Here is a 14,831-nt window from a genome sequence, read left to right on the forward strand (position 1 = left end):
TCGCCCTGAAGTGGTCCGCCCCGCGGAGGCGGGGCGGACCTCACTCGGCGACGGCGAACCAGTCGGGGAAGCCGGTGGGGTCGTGCCGGCCCATGGCGGCGTGTTCGAACAGGCCCCAACCCTCGGCCCCGTCGCAGGTGGCACGGGCGACGTGGTCGATGACGCCGAACATGACGCGTCCCGCGACGTCGGGGGCGGTGATGTCGTAGGTGACGCGTTCGACGAAGCCAGGGCCTTTCCACATGCCGTGGGACCAGTCCGGGTCGCCGCCATAGCCGGCTCCGACGTGGATGGGGACGGCGAGCAGGGACTCGATCTCCAGGGTGACGGTCTTGCGGTCGGGCGTGGTGCAGATGATGGTCGCGCCGGTGGGGGTCCGAGTGCCGGGCGCGTACCTGACCTGGACGTGCGGCCACCCGAGCTGTTCCACCCTGCCGTCCTTCCAGACCCGGGTGCAGTCATTGAGGGTGCGGAAGCCGTCCGGCTGCTCCTGCATGATCAGGACGATGCCGTAGTCGTCGAACCGGAGGGGCGCGTAGGTCCACCACATGCCTTCGAACGGCGGATCGGCGGGCCGTCCCGCCGGCTCCGCTTCGCCGACGGGACGGATGCCCCAGGACCGGTCGCGGGTGCCGACCCATCGGTCGGGCGTCACCGCGATCTCCTCTCCGTCGACGGTCACCGTGCCGCTCCAGGTCCCCACCTGGGCGAAGCGCTGGGCGTCGAGGGTGATCCGGCTGCCCGTGCGCATCAGGTGCGGCTGCTCCTGGACGACGTCGAAGGACCCTTCCCACGTGAGGTCGAGGGCGATGCCCTCGGTCTCCGCCAAGACGACGCGCAGCCTTCGGAGCGGTTCGAGCACCTCGATCCGATAGGGCCCGACGTGCTGGTTCAGCCGGTCCTGGTCGATGGCGTCGCCGAGCCGCACGACGGTCTGGACGTCGCCGCGCCGCACGAGGACGAACGCGTCCTTGGTGCCCAGGTGGGGGTAGTAGCCGGCGCCGGTGATGACGAAGACGTCGCCGGTGCGGTCGTGGGCGTTGAAGTAGCAGCGGTCGTAGAAGTTGCGGTCGCTGGTGGCGGCCCAGGCCATGGGCAGGGCGGCCTGGTGGATGGGGTACTCGTCCAGGGGACCGATCATCGGGGTGGGACCTTTCCACGGGGAGGATCTCCGGACCACTATCCCCACCCGGGCCTAAATAGAACAAGTTCTAAATTGCCCCGGTTCCGCCACGCCACCCGGAGGAACGGATGGGCCGCGCGGTCGCGGAATGTCATGATCTGGTGCCATGGTGCTGCCTGAGTGGATAGGCCCGTATCGTCCGTTGGAGCGCCTCGGTGCCGGAGGGATGGGCGAGGTCTTCCTCTGCCGCGACGGCGACGGCCGCGTCCTCGCCGTCAAGGTGCTGCGGCCGGAGTACGCGGGCCGGGCCGACGTGCGGGCGCGGCTGCGCCGCGAGGCCGAGACGATGCGGCGCGTGGAAAGCCCTTACATCGCCGAGCTGGTCGCTGCGGACGGCGACGGGGAGACGGTCTACCTCGCGACCCGCTACGTCCAGGGAGGGACCCTGGGGGCGTACGTGGACGATCGGGGGCCGCTCGGCGGGGAGCCGCTGCGGGCGCTGGCGCACGGGCTCGCCGAGGCGCTCGTCGTGATCCACGCGGCAGGGTGCGTGCACCGCGACCTGAAGCCCGAGAACGTGATCCTGGCCGAAGGACGGCCGGTCGTCATCGACTTCGGCATCGCGCACGCGCTCGACGCCGGCCGGTTCACCACCACGGGCAGAGCCACCGGAACCCCCGCCTACATGTCCCCCGAACTCCTCACCGACGGCTCGGTCGGCACCGCCGCGGACGTCTTCGCCTGGGGCGCCACGGTCGCCTTCGCCGCCACCGGCCGCCGCGCCTACTGGTCGCACCTCTCACCCGATGCCTTGGGGAAGCTCCTCGACGAGGCGGAGCAGATGCCGCGGGAGATGCGGGGAGCCGTCGACGCAGCTCTGTCACCCGACCCGCAGGGCCGCCCTTCGGCACGGAAACTGGTGACGCTTCTCGATCGCCCTATCGGCGACCGGCCTTCGACACCGACACAGACACCGACACCTGTGCCCCGTCCCACCGCCTCCCCGCCGGGCAGGCGTCCGTCCGTCCGGCGTGGACGCAGACGCGCCCTCTGGCTGGCCGCAGCGGCGCTGGCCGTCGTCATCGTGCCCCGCGTCCTGGGCCCCGACGTGGAAAAGGAGCCGTTCTTCGGCCCGGACGCCGCTCCGACGGCTGCAGAGACGCAAACGGCCGCCGAGACCCCGACGGCGAAGTCCGCTGTCTTGGAGGGCCTGCCGCGCGAGGCCTGCGATCACGTGCCCGAGGCGATGTTCCTCGGTTATGTGGCGGACGGGACCAGGGTGAGCCATGGCGGGCCGAGGGCGGGCTCGTGCGCCTACTCGTCCTCGGCCGGGACGCCCTTCCTCAGGCTGGAGGCGCGCATCGCGAGCGCCGTCGGCGATGTGGACCCGGTGGCGACGGCCAAGTGGTCCTATGGGCAGGATCTTCAGATGGACTCCGAGGACAAGGGGACCTTGACGCTCCGCATGGAGGACAGGCAGGGAATCGGCGATGCCGCCTACGTCCGCGTGTACGTGGAGGCGGGAGAGGCGAAAGCGACGACGGCCAGGGTCGTGTCCCGGATCGGGAACGTCATCCTCACCGTTTCCTACAGCCTCTCCTACGTGAGGGAGGCCGAGGATGAGGCGCAAGCCTGCGTCGACGGTGCCGAAGCCGTCCTCAGGGAAGCCCTGAAGGTGTACGTCTGAAAAGTGCCGGGCCCGGCCCCCGGGTAGGGGCCGGGCGCAAGGGTGTCAGGCGTTGGGGGACAGGGCTCGGACGGCGTCGAAGCCGTTGAGCTGGGAGTTGGGGAGCAGCATGAGGATGGGCGTGGTGAGGCCGGCCGAGACGTAGGCCTCGACGCGTTCGCGGCAGGCCTCCGGGGAGCCGTGGATGATCAGGTCGTCGACGACCTCGTCCGGGATGGCCTTGAGCGCGCCTTGGCGGTCGCCCGAGGCCCACGCCTCGAACATCGGGTTCAGGGCCTCGCCCCGGCCGAGCCATTCGTGGAACGCGCGGTAGACGGGCACGTTCAGGTACGACGTGATCATCCAGCGGCCCAGACGACGGGCCTCCTCGGCGTCCGAGGTCGGGACGACGAACAGGCGCGCGAGGAGCTCCTTGTCGGGGTGGAACGCCGCGCGGACGGTGCGCACGTCGTCGGCCGAAAGCCAGTTGGTGATGGCGGCGTCGGCCTCACGGGCGGCCAGCCGCAGCATGCCGGGGCGCAGCGCGGCGAGCGCGATCTGCGGGGCGGTCTCGGGCGCGGCCTCCAGCTTGAAGCCCTTCACGCCGAGCGCCTCGTCGGTCACCTTCTCGCCGGCGAGGGCGCGGCGCAGGAAGCGCAGCGTGTCGCGGACGCGGGCGAACGGCTCGGTGAACGGGATGCCGTTCCAGCGTTCGACGATGGTGTCGCTCGACGTGCCGATGCCCAGGACGAACCGGCCGGGGGCCAGGTCGGCGAGGGTGGCGGCCTGCTGGGCCAGCAGCGCGGGGCCGCGCGTGTAGACCGGCACGATCGCCGGGCCGAGCCGCAGGCTCGGCGCCCACTGGGACGCCAGCGCGAGCGGGGTGAAGCCGTCATTGCCGTTGGTCTCGGCCGACCAGACGTCGGTGTAGCCGAGGGCGGGCAGTTCCTCAACGAGCGCCCGGTGGTCGGCGAGCTTGACGCCGGGCAGCGGAATGGTCAGTCCCCAGTTCATGCGAACTCCTTGAGAGGGTCAGGCGATCGCCGGGCGGATCACCGAGCCGCCGTCGACGACCATGGTCTGGCCGGTCATCCAGGACGAGCATTCTCCGGCGAGGAACACCGCGGCGCCCGCGATGTCCTCGGGCACGCCGAGGCGGCCGAGCGGAAGGGCCTTGGCGATGGCCTCCTCGTTGCCTTCCCACAGGCCCGAGGCGAGCTTGGTCTTCACCAGGCCCGGTGCGATCGCGTTGACCCGCACCTTGGGCGAGAGTTCCACGGCGAACTGCCGGGTGAGGTGGATGACTGCGGCTTTGGTGGCGTTGTAGTAGCCGATGTTGTGCTCGGTCACCATGCCGCCGATGCTGGCGATGTTGATGACCGTGCCGCCGCTTCGCTCCATCGCGGCCTTCCAGGCCAGCTGGGTCCACAGGACGACCCCGAACTGGTTGATCTCGACGGTCTTGGCCGCGCGGCCGGCGTCGATGTCGACCAGCGGGCCGAAGTGGGGGCTGGTCCCGGCGTTGTTGACCAGGACGTCGAGGCCGCCGAAGGCGCCGATGGCGGTGTCGATCGCGGCGGCGGCCGCGGCCTCGTCGCCGACGTGCGCGGCCTTGGCGAGGATGCCCGCGCCGGGGTGCGCCGCCTTGATCTCGGCGGCCACCTCGTCGAGCGCCTCCTGCCTGCGCGAGGTGAGCACCACGTTGGCGCCCTCCTCGGCCAGCGCGAAGGCGATCGCCTTCCCGATGCCGCGCGACGCGCCCGTCACCAGCGCAGTCTTGCCTTCGAGTCCCGTCCGCATGCCGCCCTCCCGAATGTCGTTCCGGCGCACTCTACCGAGTAAGTGACTCATGGGTTAGTTTGCCCCCATGACAGAGACCGCCGACCGCTCCCAGGCTCCGGCGCTCCGGCTGAGCGCGCTGCTCGCCGTCGCGGGGGTGCTGCACTTCCTCATGCCCAGGCCGTTCGACGGGATCATCCCCAGGGGCCTGCCCGGCACACCGCGCTCCTGGACGCACCTCAGCGGCATCGCCGAGATCGCCGTCGCCGCCGCGGTGGCCCTTCCGAGCACCCGTCGTCTGGGCGGGCTCGCGGCGGCAGGACTGTTCGCCGCGGTCTTCCCCGCGAACGCGCGGATGGCCCGCGACTGGAAGGACAAGCCGCGGCCTCTGCGCCTCATCGCGCTGGCCAGGCTGCCGCTTCAGATCCCCCTCGTGCTGTGGGCGCTCTGGGTGGCTCGCAAGGCCGACGCCTAAGACGGCTCGCGTACGCGGCCCGGCAGGGGGAAGGCCAGGACGTCGCGGATGGGGCGGCCGGTGAGCACCATGATCAGTCGGTCGACGCCGAGGCCGAGGCCGCCTGAGGGAGGCATCCCGTATTCGAGGGCCCGCAGGAACGCCTCATCCAGGTCCATCGCCTCCGGGTCGCCGCCCGCGGCCAGCAGGGACTGCTCGGTGAGCCGGACGCGCTGGAGCACCGGGTCGACCAGTTCGGAGAACGCGGTGCCCAGTTCCATGCCGCAGACGATGAGATCCCATTTCTCGGCGAGGCGCGGGTCCCGGGCGTGCGGGCGGGCCAGCGGCGCGGTCTCGGCGGGGAAGTCGCGGACGAAGGTCGGCGCGGCGAGGGTGCGCTCCACGAGGTGCTCGAACAGTTCCACGACGAGCCTGCCCGCGCTCCAGCCGGGGTCGGCGGGCATCCCGCGGGCGGCGGCGTGGGCGAGGAGGACGGCCGCCGGGGTCTCCGGGTCGATCTCCTCGCCGAGCGCTGCGGAGACCGCGCCGTGCACCGTCAGCGTCGGCCACGGCGCGGCGAGGTCGCAGGACAGGCCGGGACGGTCCAGCACGGCAGTGCCGAGCGCGGCCCTTGCCGCGTCGGCGACGAGGTGCCGGACGAGGTCGGCCATCGTGTCGTAGGTGCCGCCGGGCTCGTAGGCCTCCAGCATCGTGAACTCCGGGCTGTGCCGGGCGGACAGCCCCTCGTTGCGGAAGCAGCGGCCGATTTCGAAGACCGGGCCCGCGCCCCCGGCGAGCAGCCGCTTCAGGTACGGCTCCGGTGCGATCCGCAGGTACAGCGGCAGGTCGCGGGCGTCCAGCCGGGTCCGGAAGGGACGGGCCGCGGCGCCGCCGTGCACGGGGTGCAGGAGCGGCGTCTCGACTTCGAGGAAGCCGCGGGCGCGCAGCGCGTCGCGGACCGCGCCGACCGCGGCGGCCCGCGTCCGCAGGAGGCCGAGGTCCGCGGTCGGCCCGCGCCGTCCCGCCTTCGGCGTGCGCGCCGCCGGGCGCAGGCATTTGGCGAGGAGCGTCCACGAGGACGCCTCAACGGTCAGCTCGCCGGTGTCCGAGCAGACCACCTCGCCCCGGACCTGGACGCGGTCCCCGCGGCCGATGAGCGCCTTCCAGGCGGCATAGGACGGCAGCGCGGCGGTGAGCAGCACCTGGATGTGCCCGGTCTCGTCGCCGAGGTCGGCGAAGCACAGGCCGCCGTGCCCGCGCAGCCGCACGACCCGGCCCGCGACCTCGGAGACGGCGCCGGTGCGCGATCCGGGTTCCAGCCCGGCGAAGAGACCGTGCAGGGTGTGCGCTGTGTGGGAGCGCCCGTATGCGCGGGCGTAGGGCTCGATGCCCAGCGCGCGCGCTTCGGCGAGCTTGCTGTGGCGCGCCTCCTCCTCGTCGGTCAGTTTGCGCGAAGGGGCGCGCGCGGCTTCGGCGGCCTCCTCGACCTCCCCAATGGCGGCCAGCAGTTCGGGCGACGCCGCGGCGACGGCGAGGGGCGGCTTGCGAAGGGTGGGCAGGAACCCTTCGGCCCGCGCGGCGGCCAGGCCGATCCGGACGACGTCGCGCGATGTGGCGAAGCACAGGTAACGGGGCACCCACTCCGGCCGGTACTTGGCGTTGGACTGGTACAGCGATTCGAGCTGCCAGAAGCGCGACGCGAAGGACAGCACCCAGTAGCCGAGCCGCAGTACGGGGCCCGCTCCGAGCTCGCCGCCCTGCTCGAAGAAGGCGCGCAGGACGGCGAAGTTGAGGGAGATCCGCCGGACGCCCAGCGCAGGCGCTTCGGCCGCGAGCGTCGCCACCATGTACTCGGTGAGCCCGTTGTGGGCGGTCCTGTCCCTGCGCATGAGGTCGAGGGACAGGCCGGTGCGGCCCCACGGGACGAAGCTGAGCAGGCCCCGGCGCGTCCCGTCATGGTCGAAGGCCTCGACCATGACGCACCGGCCGTCGGCGCGGTCGCCGAGTCGGCCGAGGGCCATGGAGAACCCCCGCTCGGTCGCGCCTTCGCGCCAGCGGTCGGCGTCCGCGGCGAGGGAGGCCATCTCGGCGGGGTCGATCTGCGCGTGCCGCCGCACGCGGACGGTGTAGCCGGCCCGCCGCACCCGCCGGACAGCCTGGCGGACCTGCCGCATCTCGTGGCCGGTCAGCCGGAAGGACGCGGGGTCGAGGACCGCCTCGTCGCCGAGTTGCAGGGCGCGCAGGCCGTGCCGGGCGTAGGCGCCGGCCGCGCGCCTGCCCGCGCTGAGGACGCCGGGGATCCAGGCGTGCGCCCGGCACATGGCGAGCCAGGACGCGATGGCGGCGTCCCAGTGGTCGGGGTCGCCGAGGGGGTCTCCGCTGGCCAGGCAGACGGCGCCCACCACCCGGTAGGAGACGGCGGCCGTGCCTTGGGGAGCGGCGCACACGTCCTTGTCCCGGCGCAGGGCGAAGTACCCGAGGGAGTCCTCCTCCCCGTGCTCCGCGAGGAGCCTGCGGGCGGTCAGCTCTTCCTCGGGGGTGAGAACCGCCTCTCCGCGAGGTGGCTTGAACAACGCCCAGACGGTAAGGACAAGGAGGCCGCCGCCGAGGACGCCCAGGATCCCGTCCACCCATGAGGGCACCTGGACGCCGACAAGGTGGCCGGTGACGGCGGCGCCGAAGGTGGACTGGGAGACGGCGTAGACGACGTGGGTCCACCATCCGCCGGTGTGGTCGGTGTCCGTGGCGGCGACCAGAAGGCTGCCCGCGATGACGCCGACGACGAGGAATCCGGAGAAGACGAGCAGGGCGAGACGCCGATTGGCCCGGTCAGGAAGGGTGTCGAAGGTCTCTCGGGCGGCGAGGAGCCCGGCGAAGACGAGTCCGGTGGCCAGGGCGAGGACGGCGTTGCCCGTGCGTCCCGTGGGGTCGAGGGCGGCGACGACGGAGAGCAGGAAGACCGCGCCGAACATCACGCAGACGATCCGCCACGCGGCCTTCTTCCGTCTGCGGATGCCGTAGGACAGGAGGACGAGGGCGAGACCGTAGGGGAGACTGGGAGCCCAACCGAGAAGTACCAGCCAGCGCAGCGCCCAGATGCCCAGCAGATCCTGGATCGAATCCGAGGAAATCCACGCGATTATGGACAGGAAACCCGACAGGCGGACATACCAGAACACTATGCTTGGCGCGACGGTCCGCCAGTGATCCAGTGCGCTCCGCATCTTTCCCCCGAGGGGGAGCCGTACCCAATCCGTCCGTGACATCGCACGAACATCCACCGACTTCCGGCCGTCTAACGCAACCAGAGCGTGTTCCTGGTCGGGACGCCGCCAAAATGCACCTTCGAACCTGGATATGGTCGCTTCTATGCCGAACGAGACCCCGAGTGACCGGATGCTGGCACGTCGATACCGGTTGCACACGCAGGTCGGCAGGGGCGGCATGGGCACGGTGTGGCAGGCCTTCGACGAGGTGCTCGGCCGGGACGTCGCGGTCAAGGAGGTCATCCTTCCGCACGGTCTGACCGACGAGGAGCGCGACCTCCAGCACCGCAGGACCTTCCGCGAGGCGCGGACCGCCGCCCGGCTCGCCCACCCGGGCGTCGTCACCGTCTACGACGTGGTCGAGGAGGACGGCAGGCCCTGGATCGTCATGGAGCTGATCAAGGCCGACTCCCTCGACCGGGTGATCAAGGGCCAGGGCACCCTCGACTACCGCAGGGCCGCCAAGATCGGCGGTCAGATGATCAGCGCGCTGCACGCCGCGCACGAGGCGGGCATCCTGCACCGGGACGTCAAGCCGTCCAACGTGCTGCTGGCCGCGGGCGACCGCGCGGTCCTCACCGACTTCGGCATCGCCACCTCCACCGGCGACGCCACGCTCACCGCCACCGGCCTCGTCATGGGCTCGCCCGCCTACATCGCGCCCGAGCGCGCGCGCGGCAAGGTCGCCGGTCCGGCCTCGGACCTCTGGTCGCTGGGCATCACCCTTTACGCGATGGTCGAAGGCAAGTCGCCTTACGAGCGGCCGGAGCCGATGGCCTCCCTCATCGCGATCATCACCGACGATCCCGCCCCGTCGGAGAAGTCGGGGCCGCTCGGCCGGGTCATCGAGGGCCTGCTCGACAAGGACCCCGACACCAGGCTCACCGCGCACGAGGCGGGCCGGATGCTCGACGAGATCGCCCGCGACGGCAGGATCAGCGGCGAGTACGAGCGGCCGGTCGCGCTGCGCGCCGAGCCCGTCGCGGACCCGGCGCCGACCACCGCCCAGCCCGTCCCGGACACCGGCGTCGGCCTGCTCGGCGCCTCCACCACCGCCGTCCGGTCAACGGGCAACCGCACGACGGCGCTGATCGTCGCCGCGATCGTGCTGGTCACCGTGATGATCGTCGGCGGCATCGCGCTCGCGAACAGCTTCAAGGACGACGAGAAGCCGGGCGCAACGCCCACCACGGCGGCGACGGACACCCCCTCGACGGCCCCGAGCGCCTCCCAGACGCCCACGAAGCAGTCGACCCCGAGTCCTTCCGCGACCGCGGACGCGACGACGCCTCCGGCCGGATACCGCCTGGTCGAGGACCCGTCCGGCTACTCGATGTTCGTCCCCGACGACTTCGGTCCGGTCGACCGGCAGAGCGCCGAGAACCACTTCTACGACGGCGACGGCGGCGTCCGCGTGCAGATCGGGCAGACCTCCAGCCCGGGTCGCAGCGCGATCCAGGACTGGAAGGACCAGGAGCCGAACGCCAAGGCGGGCTTCACGGGCTATGCGCTGAAGGACATCAGGCCGACCGGCGACGGCCTGCCCGTCCCCAGCTCCGACGGCGTCAAGTCGTCGGACTGGGAGTTCACCTTCACCGGCAACGCGGGCGGCCCGATGCGGGCGCTGAACAGGGGCTTCATCATGGGCGACATGGGCTACGCCATCCTCGTGATGGCGCCGAGCGACAGCTGGGACGAGACGATGCGGAAGCTCCAGCCGCTGTATGCGAGCTTCAAGGGCAAATGACACAACCGCCGACGATGGGGACCGCCGGATGACGCAGGGCGAGGGAAGGGTGCTGGCGGGGCGGTACCGCCTGGACTCGGTGCTGGGCCGGGGTGGCATGGGCACCGTGTGGCTCGCCAAGGACGAGGTCCTCGGCCGGGACGTCGCGGTCAAGGAGGTCATCGCGCCGCGCGGTCTCGAAGACCACGCACGCGAGGTCCTCTACAAGCGGCTGCTGCGCGAGGCGCGCGCCGCGGCCCGGCTGAGCCATCCGGGCATCGTCGTCGTCCACGACGTCGTGGAGGAGGACGGGGCGCCCTGGATCGTCATGGAGTACGTGCGGGCGCGCACCCTCCAGGACTCGCTGGACTCCAGCGGGCCGCTGCCGGTCGACCGCGTCGCCGAGATCGGCAAGCAGGTGCTGGGCGCGCTGCGGGCCGCGCACGCCGCGGGCATCCTGCACCGTGACGTGAAGCCCGCGAACGTCATGCTCTCCGACGACCGGGTGATCCTCACCGACTTCGGCGTGGCCCAGCTCGAAGGCGACGCGACCCTCACCCAGACGGGCATCGTCATGGGCTCGCCCGCCTACCTGTCGCCGGAGCGGGCCCAAGGGCTGAAGCCGGGTCCGGCGTCCGATCTCTGGGCGCTGGGCATGATGCTGTACGCGGCGTGCGAAGGCACGCCGCCGTACGAGCGCCCCGAAGTGCTGTCCACTCTTGCCGCGGTGATGATGGAGCCGCTGCCCGAGCCGTCCCGTGCTGGGCCGCTCGCCCGGGTCATCAAGGGGCTGCTGGAGAAGGAGCCCGAGGAGAGGCTGGACGGCGCGACGGCCGCCGAGATGCTGCACCGCGCGCACGCCGAGGCCAAGGCGGTCCCGCTGACGCCGGCGCCGAGGCATGTGCCGGAGGCGCAGCGCAGCGGCGACACCTATGAGTCGCTGTTCAGGCCGCTCGCCCCCTCGCTCGCCACCACGCCGGATCCCGCGAGGGCGGCCTCCCGCCCCGCGCCTCCGCCCCGCGCCCCGTCCGTGCCCTCGGTGCCGGCTCCTCGGCCCGCCGAGACCCGGCCCGCGTACAGCGAGACGCCCTCGCCGAGGGCAGCGGGTCCGGGCCCCGATCGGCCCCGGACCTCGCGGAGGACGGCCTGGCCGGTCTACGCCGCCTTGGCCGTGGTCCTCGCGGTGGTGGCCGCGGGCTCCGTCTACGTGTTCCGGGACCGGGTCTTCGGAACGGAGCGGACGTGGGAGGCCCTCGGGTACAGCATCACCGTCCCCAAGGACTGGGAGCGGACCCAGTACGACGCGCAGCGGCAGTTCGCGACCTGGACCGACCCGGACACGGGCGCCTACGTGCAGCTCGACCTTCGGGACTGGTCGGAGGGCGGCAAGATCTCGACGCCGAGCGCGTCGTTCGAGGGCTACGGGGACCATTTCGAGGAGTACAAGCAGACGCGGATCGAGACCGAGCCGCTGAACGGCTCGCCCACGACCGAGGTGTGGCACAGGTTCAAGCGGAACGGCAAGTGGTGGCGCGCGGTCAACCGCCGGTCGGTCGAGGAGAACGGCGACCACCTCGCGCTGTTCGCGGTCTTCCCGGGCAAGAACTGGGGGAAGAACAGGACCACCGCCCTGAATATTCTGAATTCGTGTGCTTCATGAGATGGTGGTGAGCCTGTTCTCCAGAGCCCGGGGAGAGGCGCGTTATGGAACAGGGTTCGGGGCGGTTGCTCGGCGGCCGGTACAGGCTGCTCGGCGAGATCGGCAGGGGCGGCATGGGCGCGGTGTGGCGCGCCCGCGACACCATGCTCGACCGCGACATCGCGGTCAAGGAGGTCACTTTCGGTCCGGGGCTCAGCCACCGCGAGAAGGAGATCCTCAAGCAGCGCACCCTCCGCGAGGCCAAGGCCTCCGCCCGGCTCAACCACCCGAACGTGGTCACCGTGCACGACGTGGTGGAGGAGGAGGGCCGGCCCTGGATCGTCATGGAGCTGGTGCCCGCGCCCTCGCTCCAGGACATCCTCGACACCGAGCGGACGATCGAGCCGCACCGGGCCGCCGAGATCGGTGTCCAGGTCCTCGAAGCGCTGCGCGCCGCGCACGCCCGCGGCATCCTGCACCGCGACGTGAAGCCCTCGAACATCCTCATCACCGACGGCGTCCCGGCGCGCGTCGTCCTCACCGACTTCGGCATCGCGCAGATGGAGGGCGACGTCACGCTCACCCAGACGGGCCTGGTGATGGGGTCGCCCGCTTACATCCCGCCGGAGCGGGTGCAAGGCGAGCGGGCCACCGCGGCGTCCGACCTGTGGTCCCTGGGCGCGACGCTGTTCGCCGCGGTCGAGGGCTATGCGCCGTACGAGCGGCCGGACGCGATGGCCGCCTTGTCGGCCGCCCTTTCGGAGCCCGTTCCGCGGCCGCGCAACGCGGGCCGTCTGACCCGCGTCCTTGAGGGGCTGCTCACCCGCGAGCCCTCCGCGCGGATGACCGGTGAGCAGGCGCTGCCGCTGCTGTCGGACGTGTCTACGTCCCGGCCCAATCCGATGCCCACGCAGTTCGACGAGACGGTGCTGGACACCCCGCGCGCCAGGGACTCCGCGCTGGAGACGGTGCTGGACCCCACCGTCCGGCCGAGGCGCGTCCCGCAGTCGTCCTGGCAGCAGCCGGAGCCGGAGGCGATGACGATGCTGGAGCCGCCAGGCTGGTCGCTGGACCAGCAGGCGCAGGTGCCGCCGCCGCAACCGCCGCCGCCGTACGGGTACGCCCCGCAGCCCTACCAGTCCCACTCACACGGCCCGCCGCCTTCCGGAGGCCCGGCGACGCGCCACACGATCGTCATCGCGCTCTCCGCGCTGGTCGTGGTGGTCGCGATCGTGGTGGCGGTCCTGCTGCTGCGCTGACGGCCGTCAGCGCTGGGTGAGGCCGGTCACGTCGACCGTCGTCGCGGTGACCGCGGTCCCGGTGACGGTGACGTCGGTGAACATCATCACGGGCAGGACCAGCGGGGGCGGGGAATCCGGCGTGAGCGTCATCGGCAGCGCGCCGAACGCCTTCCCGGTGATGCTCGCGGCGTACATGACGACGGAGCCGGAGAAACCGAACTCGGTCGCGCCGAGCGTCATGCCCCCGGCCGTCTGGCTCAGGCCCTTCAGCGTCGCGGTCTTCATCGAGAACTTCAGCAGCCGCTTCGAGCCGGTGGACGTCGGGAGGGTGACGACGCCGTCGTAGGACAGGCCCGTCTGGGTGAGGGAGTCCGCGGTGAGGGTGACGTCCTCGGTGTAGGTCGTGAAGGGATCCGCGGACGCGGCCTTGGCCGCGGGGGCGGTGCAGTCCGCCGCCTTCCACGCCTTGTAGAAGGCCGCCGCCTCCGCCTGGGTGACGGCGGAGGCGTCTTGCGGGATCTCCGGGCAGTCGGCCTTCTGCTCCTCGGCCTTCTGCTCCTCGTCCTGCGCGGTCGCCGCATCCGCCGCCTCGTCCGCAGCGCCTTCACTCGCGGTGTCTTCGCTCGCGGTGGCGGCGGGCTCGGACGCCTCCGGTGAAGGCGAGGCCTCGGTGGCGGACGGCGCGGGCGTCTCCGCGGAGGGCGACGGAGACGGAGCCGGGGAGGACGGCTCCGCCTCCGCCGTGGGAGAGGCCGCGGGGGAGGCGGCCGTCCCGGGGACCGCCGTCTCCGGCGTCTCCTCCGCGAGGGCGGGGGCGGCGCAGAGGACGGCGAGGAGCGGCGGGAGCAGGGTCAGGGCCAGGGGCTTGGCGCGCACGGGGAGGCTTCCTAAGGACGTCGGTCAGGAGACGAGGTCGGGGACGATCTCGTCGCGGGCGCGGGCGCGGGCGCGGGCGCGGGCGCGGGCGCGGGCGCGTTCGGGGACGGCGCCCGGCGTCCAGGCGAAGACCATGCCCGCGCCGACGACGCCCAGCAGCAGGCCGAGGAGGAACCCGCCGAGGTTGGAGGTGGGGAAGGAGGCCAGCGCGGCGAGCATCGCGACGATGCCGTAGAAGTGCCGCTGGACCGGATGGGCCCAGGCCAGCACGCCGCTCGCGATGAGCAGGACGCCGACCAGCCAGGACGAGACCCCGGGCATGCCCTGGTGGATGCTGACGGCCAGTGGCGCGAAGGGGACCGAGATGAGTTCGAGGCCCGCGAGGACGGCGAACACGCCACCCCAGAAGGGGCGTGTCCGCCGCCACTGCCGGAAACCGGCGAGCGCGGGGAGGGCGCTACTTGCAGACATCGCCGCTTCCGCCGAAGCCCAGGTGCAGGTTCGGGAGCTTGAACGTGCCCGCGGTGGTCGCCCACGCGGTCTGGTCGAGGCCGGTGATGGTCACCTTGTCGGCCTGCTGGCCGAACATGCCCACCGGTCCCTGGACGTCGCCCGCCTTGTCGAGGGTGGAGGCGTCCCGGCCGATCTCCATGTCCGAGAACACCGCGTCGCCGGACAGTTCGGAGATGTCCAGGACGAGGTTGGAGGCGCTGACCGGGGTGCCGGCGTCGCCTGCGGTGAGGCGCAGCGTGATCGGGCCGAGCGAGACCGACTGGCACATGTTGGTGATCGTCGCGCTCTTGATGCCGGAGACCGCGACGGGGACGTCGCCCTTGCCGGCCGGCTTGACGGTGCTGCCGTACTGGACGAAGCCGTCGCCTTCCAGCTTGTCGGCGGTGACCTTGAAGTTGCTGCCGGAGATGGCGAAGGACGACGCGAGGGCGCCGGAGGCCGTGGCGAGACCGAACGCGCCGACGACGATGCCCGCCGGGACCATCATCAGGCCGAACCGCTTCCAGCTGACCCGTCCGGTTTCGGACGCTGCCGCATGCTTCATGTGG

At 71.9% G+C, this 14,831-nt stretch carries 12 protein-coding genes; 5 read left to right on the top strand and 7 right to left on the bottom strand.

Annotation, left to right across the window (positions count from 1 at the left end; genetic code table 11):
* Window positions 1-40: 40 nt before the first annotated feature.
* The gene (locus tag ACYVOM_RS27880) at window positions 41-1,141 is read right to left on the bottom strand and encodes a hypothetical protein (RefSeq protein WP_460306487.1); all 1,101 of its coding nucleotides are present in this window, start codon (window positions 1,139-1,141) and stop codon (window positions 41-43) included.
* 148 nt (window positions 1,142-1,289) lie between these two features.
* Here ACYVOM_RS27880 and ACYVOM_RS27885 point away from each other — a divergent pair, with 148 nt between their 5' ends.
* Entirely contained in the window at window positions 1,290-2,810 is a 1,521-nt protein-coding gene (locus tag ACYVOM_RS27885) for a serine/threonine-protein kinase (protein ID WP_460306488.1), read from the top strand.
* A gap of 45 nt (window positions 2,811-2,855) precedes the next feature.
* Here the strand turns inward: ACYVOM_RS27885 and ACYVOM_RS27890 are convergent, their stop codons facing one another.
* Window positions 2,856-3,803, bottom strand: coding sequence for an LLM class F420-dependent oxidoreductase (locus tag ACYVOM_RS27890; RefSeq protein WP_460306489.1), 948 nt, complete (start codon window positions 3,801-3,803; stop codon window positions 2,856-2,858).
* Window positions 3,804-3,821: 18 nt separating this feature from the next.
* Window positions 3,822-4,589: an SDR family oxidoreductase gene (locus ACYVOM_RS27895; RefSeq protein ID WP_460306490.1), complete on the bottom strand. Its 768-nt coding sequence runs from the start codon at window positions 4,587-4,589 to the stop codon at window positions 3,822-3,824.
* Window positions 4,590-4,656: 67 nt separating this feature from the next.
* Here ACYVOM_RS27895 and ACYVOM_RS27900 point away from each other — a divergent pair, with 67 nt between their 5' ends.
* The gene (locus ACYVOM_RS27900; protein WP_460306491.1) at window positions 4,657-5,043 is read left to right on the top strand and encodes a DoxX family protein; all 387 of its coding nucleotides are present in this window, start codon (window positions 4,657-4,659) and stop codon (window positions 5,041-5,043) included.
* Here ACYVOM_RS27900 and lysX read toward each other — a convergent pair.
* The gene (gene lysX, locus ACYVOM_RS27905; RefSeq protein WP_460306492.1) at window positions 5,040-8,246 is read right to left on the bottom strand and encodes a bifunctional lysylphosphatidylglycerol synthetase/lysine--tRNA ligase LysX; all 3,207 of its coding nucleotides are present in this window, start codon (window positions 8,244-8,246) and stop codon (window positions 5,040-5,042) included. The two genes, ACYVOM_RS27900 and lysX, sit on opposite strands and share 4 nt — an antisense overlap.
* Before the next feature lie 145 nt (window positions 8,247-8,391).
* Here lysX and ACYVOM_RS27910 point away from each other — a divergent pair, with 145 nt between their 5' ends.
* Genes ACYVOM_RS27910 through ACYVOM_RS27920 form a run of 3 tightly spaced genes read left to right on the top strand, consistent with a single transcriptional unit; the run spans window position 8,392 to window position 12,912 of the window.
* Window positions 8,392-10,035 (top strand): serine/threonine-protein kinase, encoded by a 1,644-nt coding sequence (locus tag ACYVOM_RS27910; RefSeq protein WP_460306493.1) that lies wholly within the window; start codon window positions 8,392-8,394, stop codon window positions 10,033-10,035.
* A 28-nt stretch (window positions 10,036-10,063) separates the two neighbouring features.
* The gene (locus ACYVOM_RS27915; RefSeq protein ID WP_460306494.1) at window positions 10,064-11,674 is read left to right on the top strand and encodes a serine/threonine-protein kinase; all 1,611 of its coding nucleotides are present in this window, start codon (window positions 10,064-10,066) and stop codon (window positions 11,672-11,674) included.
* A gap of 44 nt (window positions 11,675-11,718) precedes the next feature.
* Entirely contained in the window at window positions 11,719-12,912 is a 1,194-nt protein-coding gene (locus tag ACYVOM_RS27920; protein WP_460306495.1) for a serine/threonine-protein kinase, read from the top strand.
* Between the two features lie 6 nt (window positions 12,913-12,918).
* Here the strand turns inward: ACYVOM_RS27920 and ACYVOM_RS27925 are convergent, their stop codons facing one another.
* Genes ACYVOM_RS27925 through ACYVOM_RS27935 form a run of 3 tightly spaced genes read right to left on the bottom strand, consistent with a single transcriptional unit; the run spans window position 12,919 to window position 14,827 of the window.
* Complete coding sequence (locus ACYVOM_RS27925) at window positions 12,919-13,770, bottom strand: hypothetical protein (protein ID WP_460306496.1); 852 nt, start codon at window positions 13,768-13,770, stop codon at window positions 12,919-12,921.
* A 24-nt stretch (window positions 13,771-13,794) separates the two neighbouring features.
* Window positions 13,795-14,241, bottom strand: coding sequence for a DUF6114 domain-containing protein (locus ACYVOM_RS27930; protein ID WP_460306497.1), 447 nt, complete (start codon window positions 14,239-14,241; stop codon window positions 13,795-13,797).
* Window positions 14,228-14,827, bottom strand: coding sequence for a DUF6230 family protein (locus tag ACYVOM_RS27935; RefSeq protein ID WP_460306498.1), 600 nt, complete (start codon window positions 14,825-14,827; stop codon window positions 14,228-14,230). The genes ACYVOM_RS27930 and ACYVOM_RS27935 overlap by 14 nt, the downstream gene beginning before the upstream one ends.
* Between the last annotated feature and the right edge of the window lie 4 nt (window positions 14,828-14,831).

It is taken from the genome of Actinocorallia aurea (genome assembly GCF_054783995.1).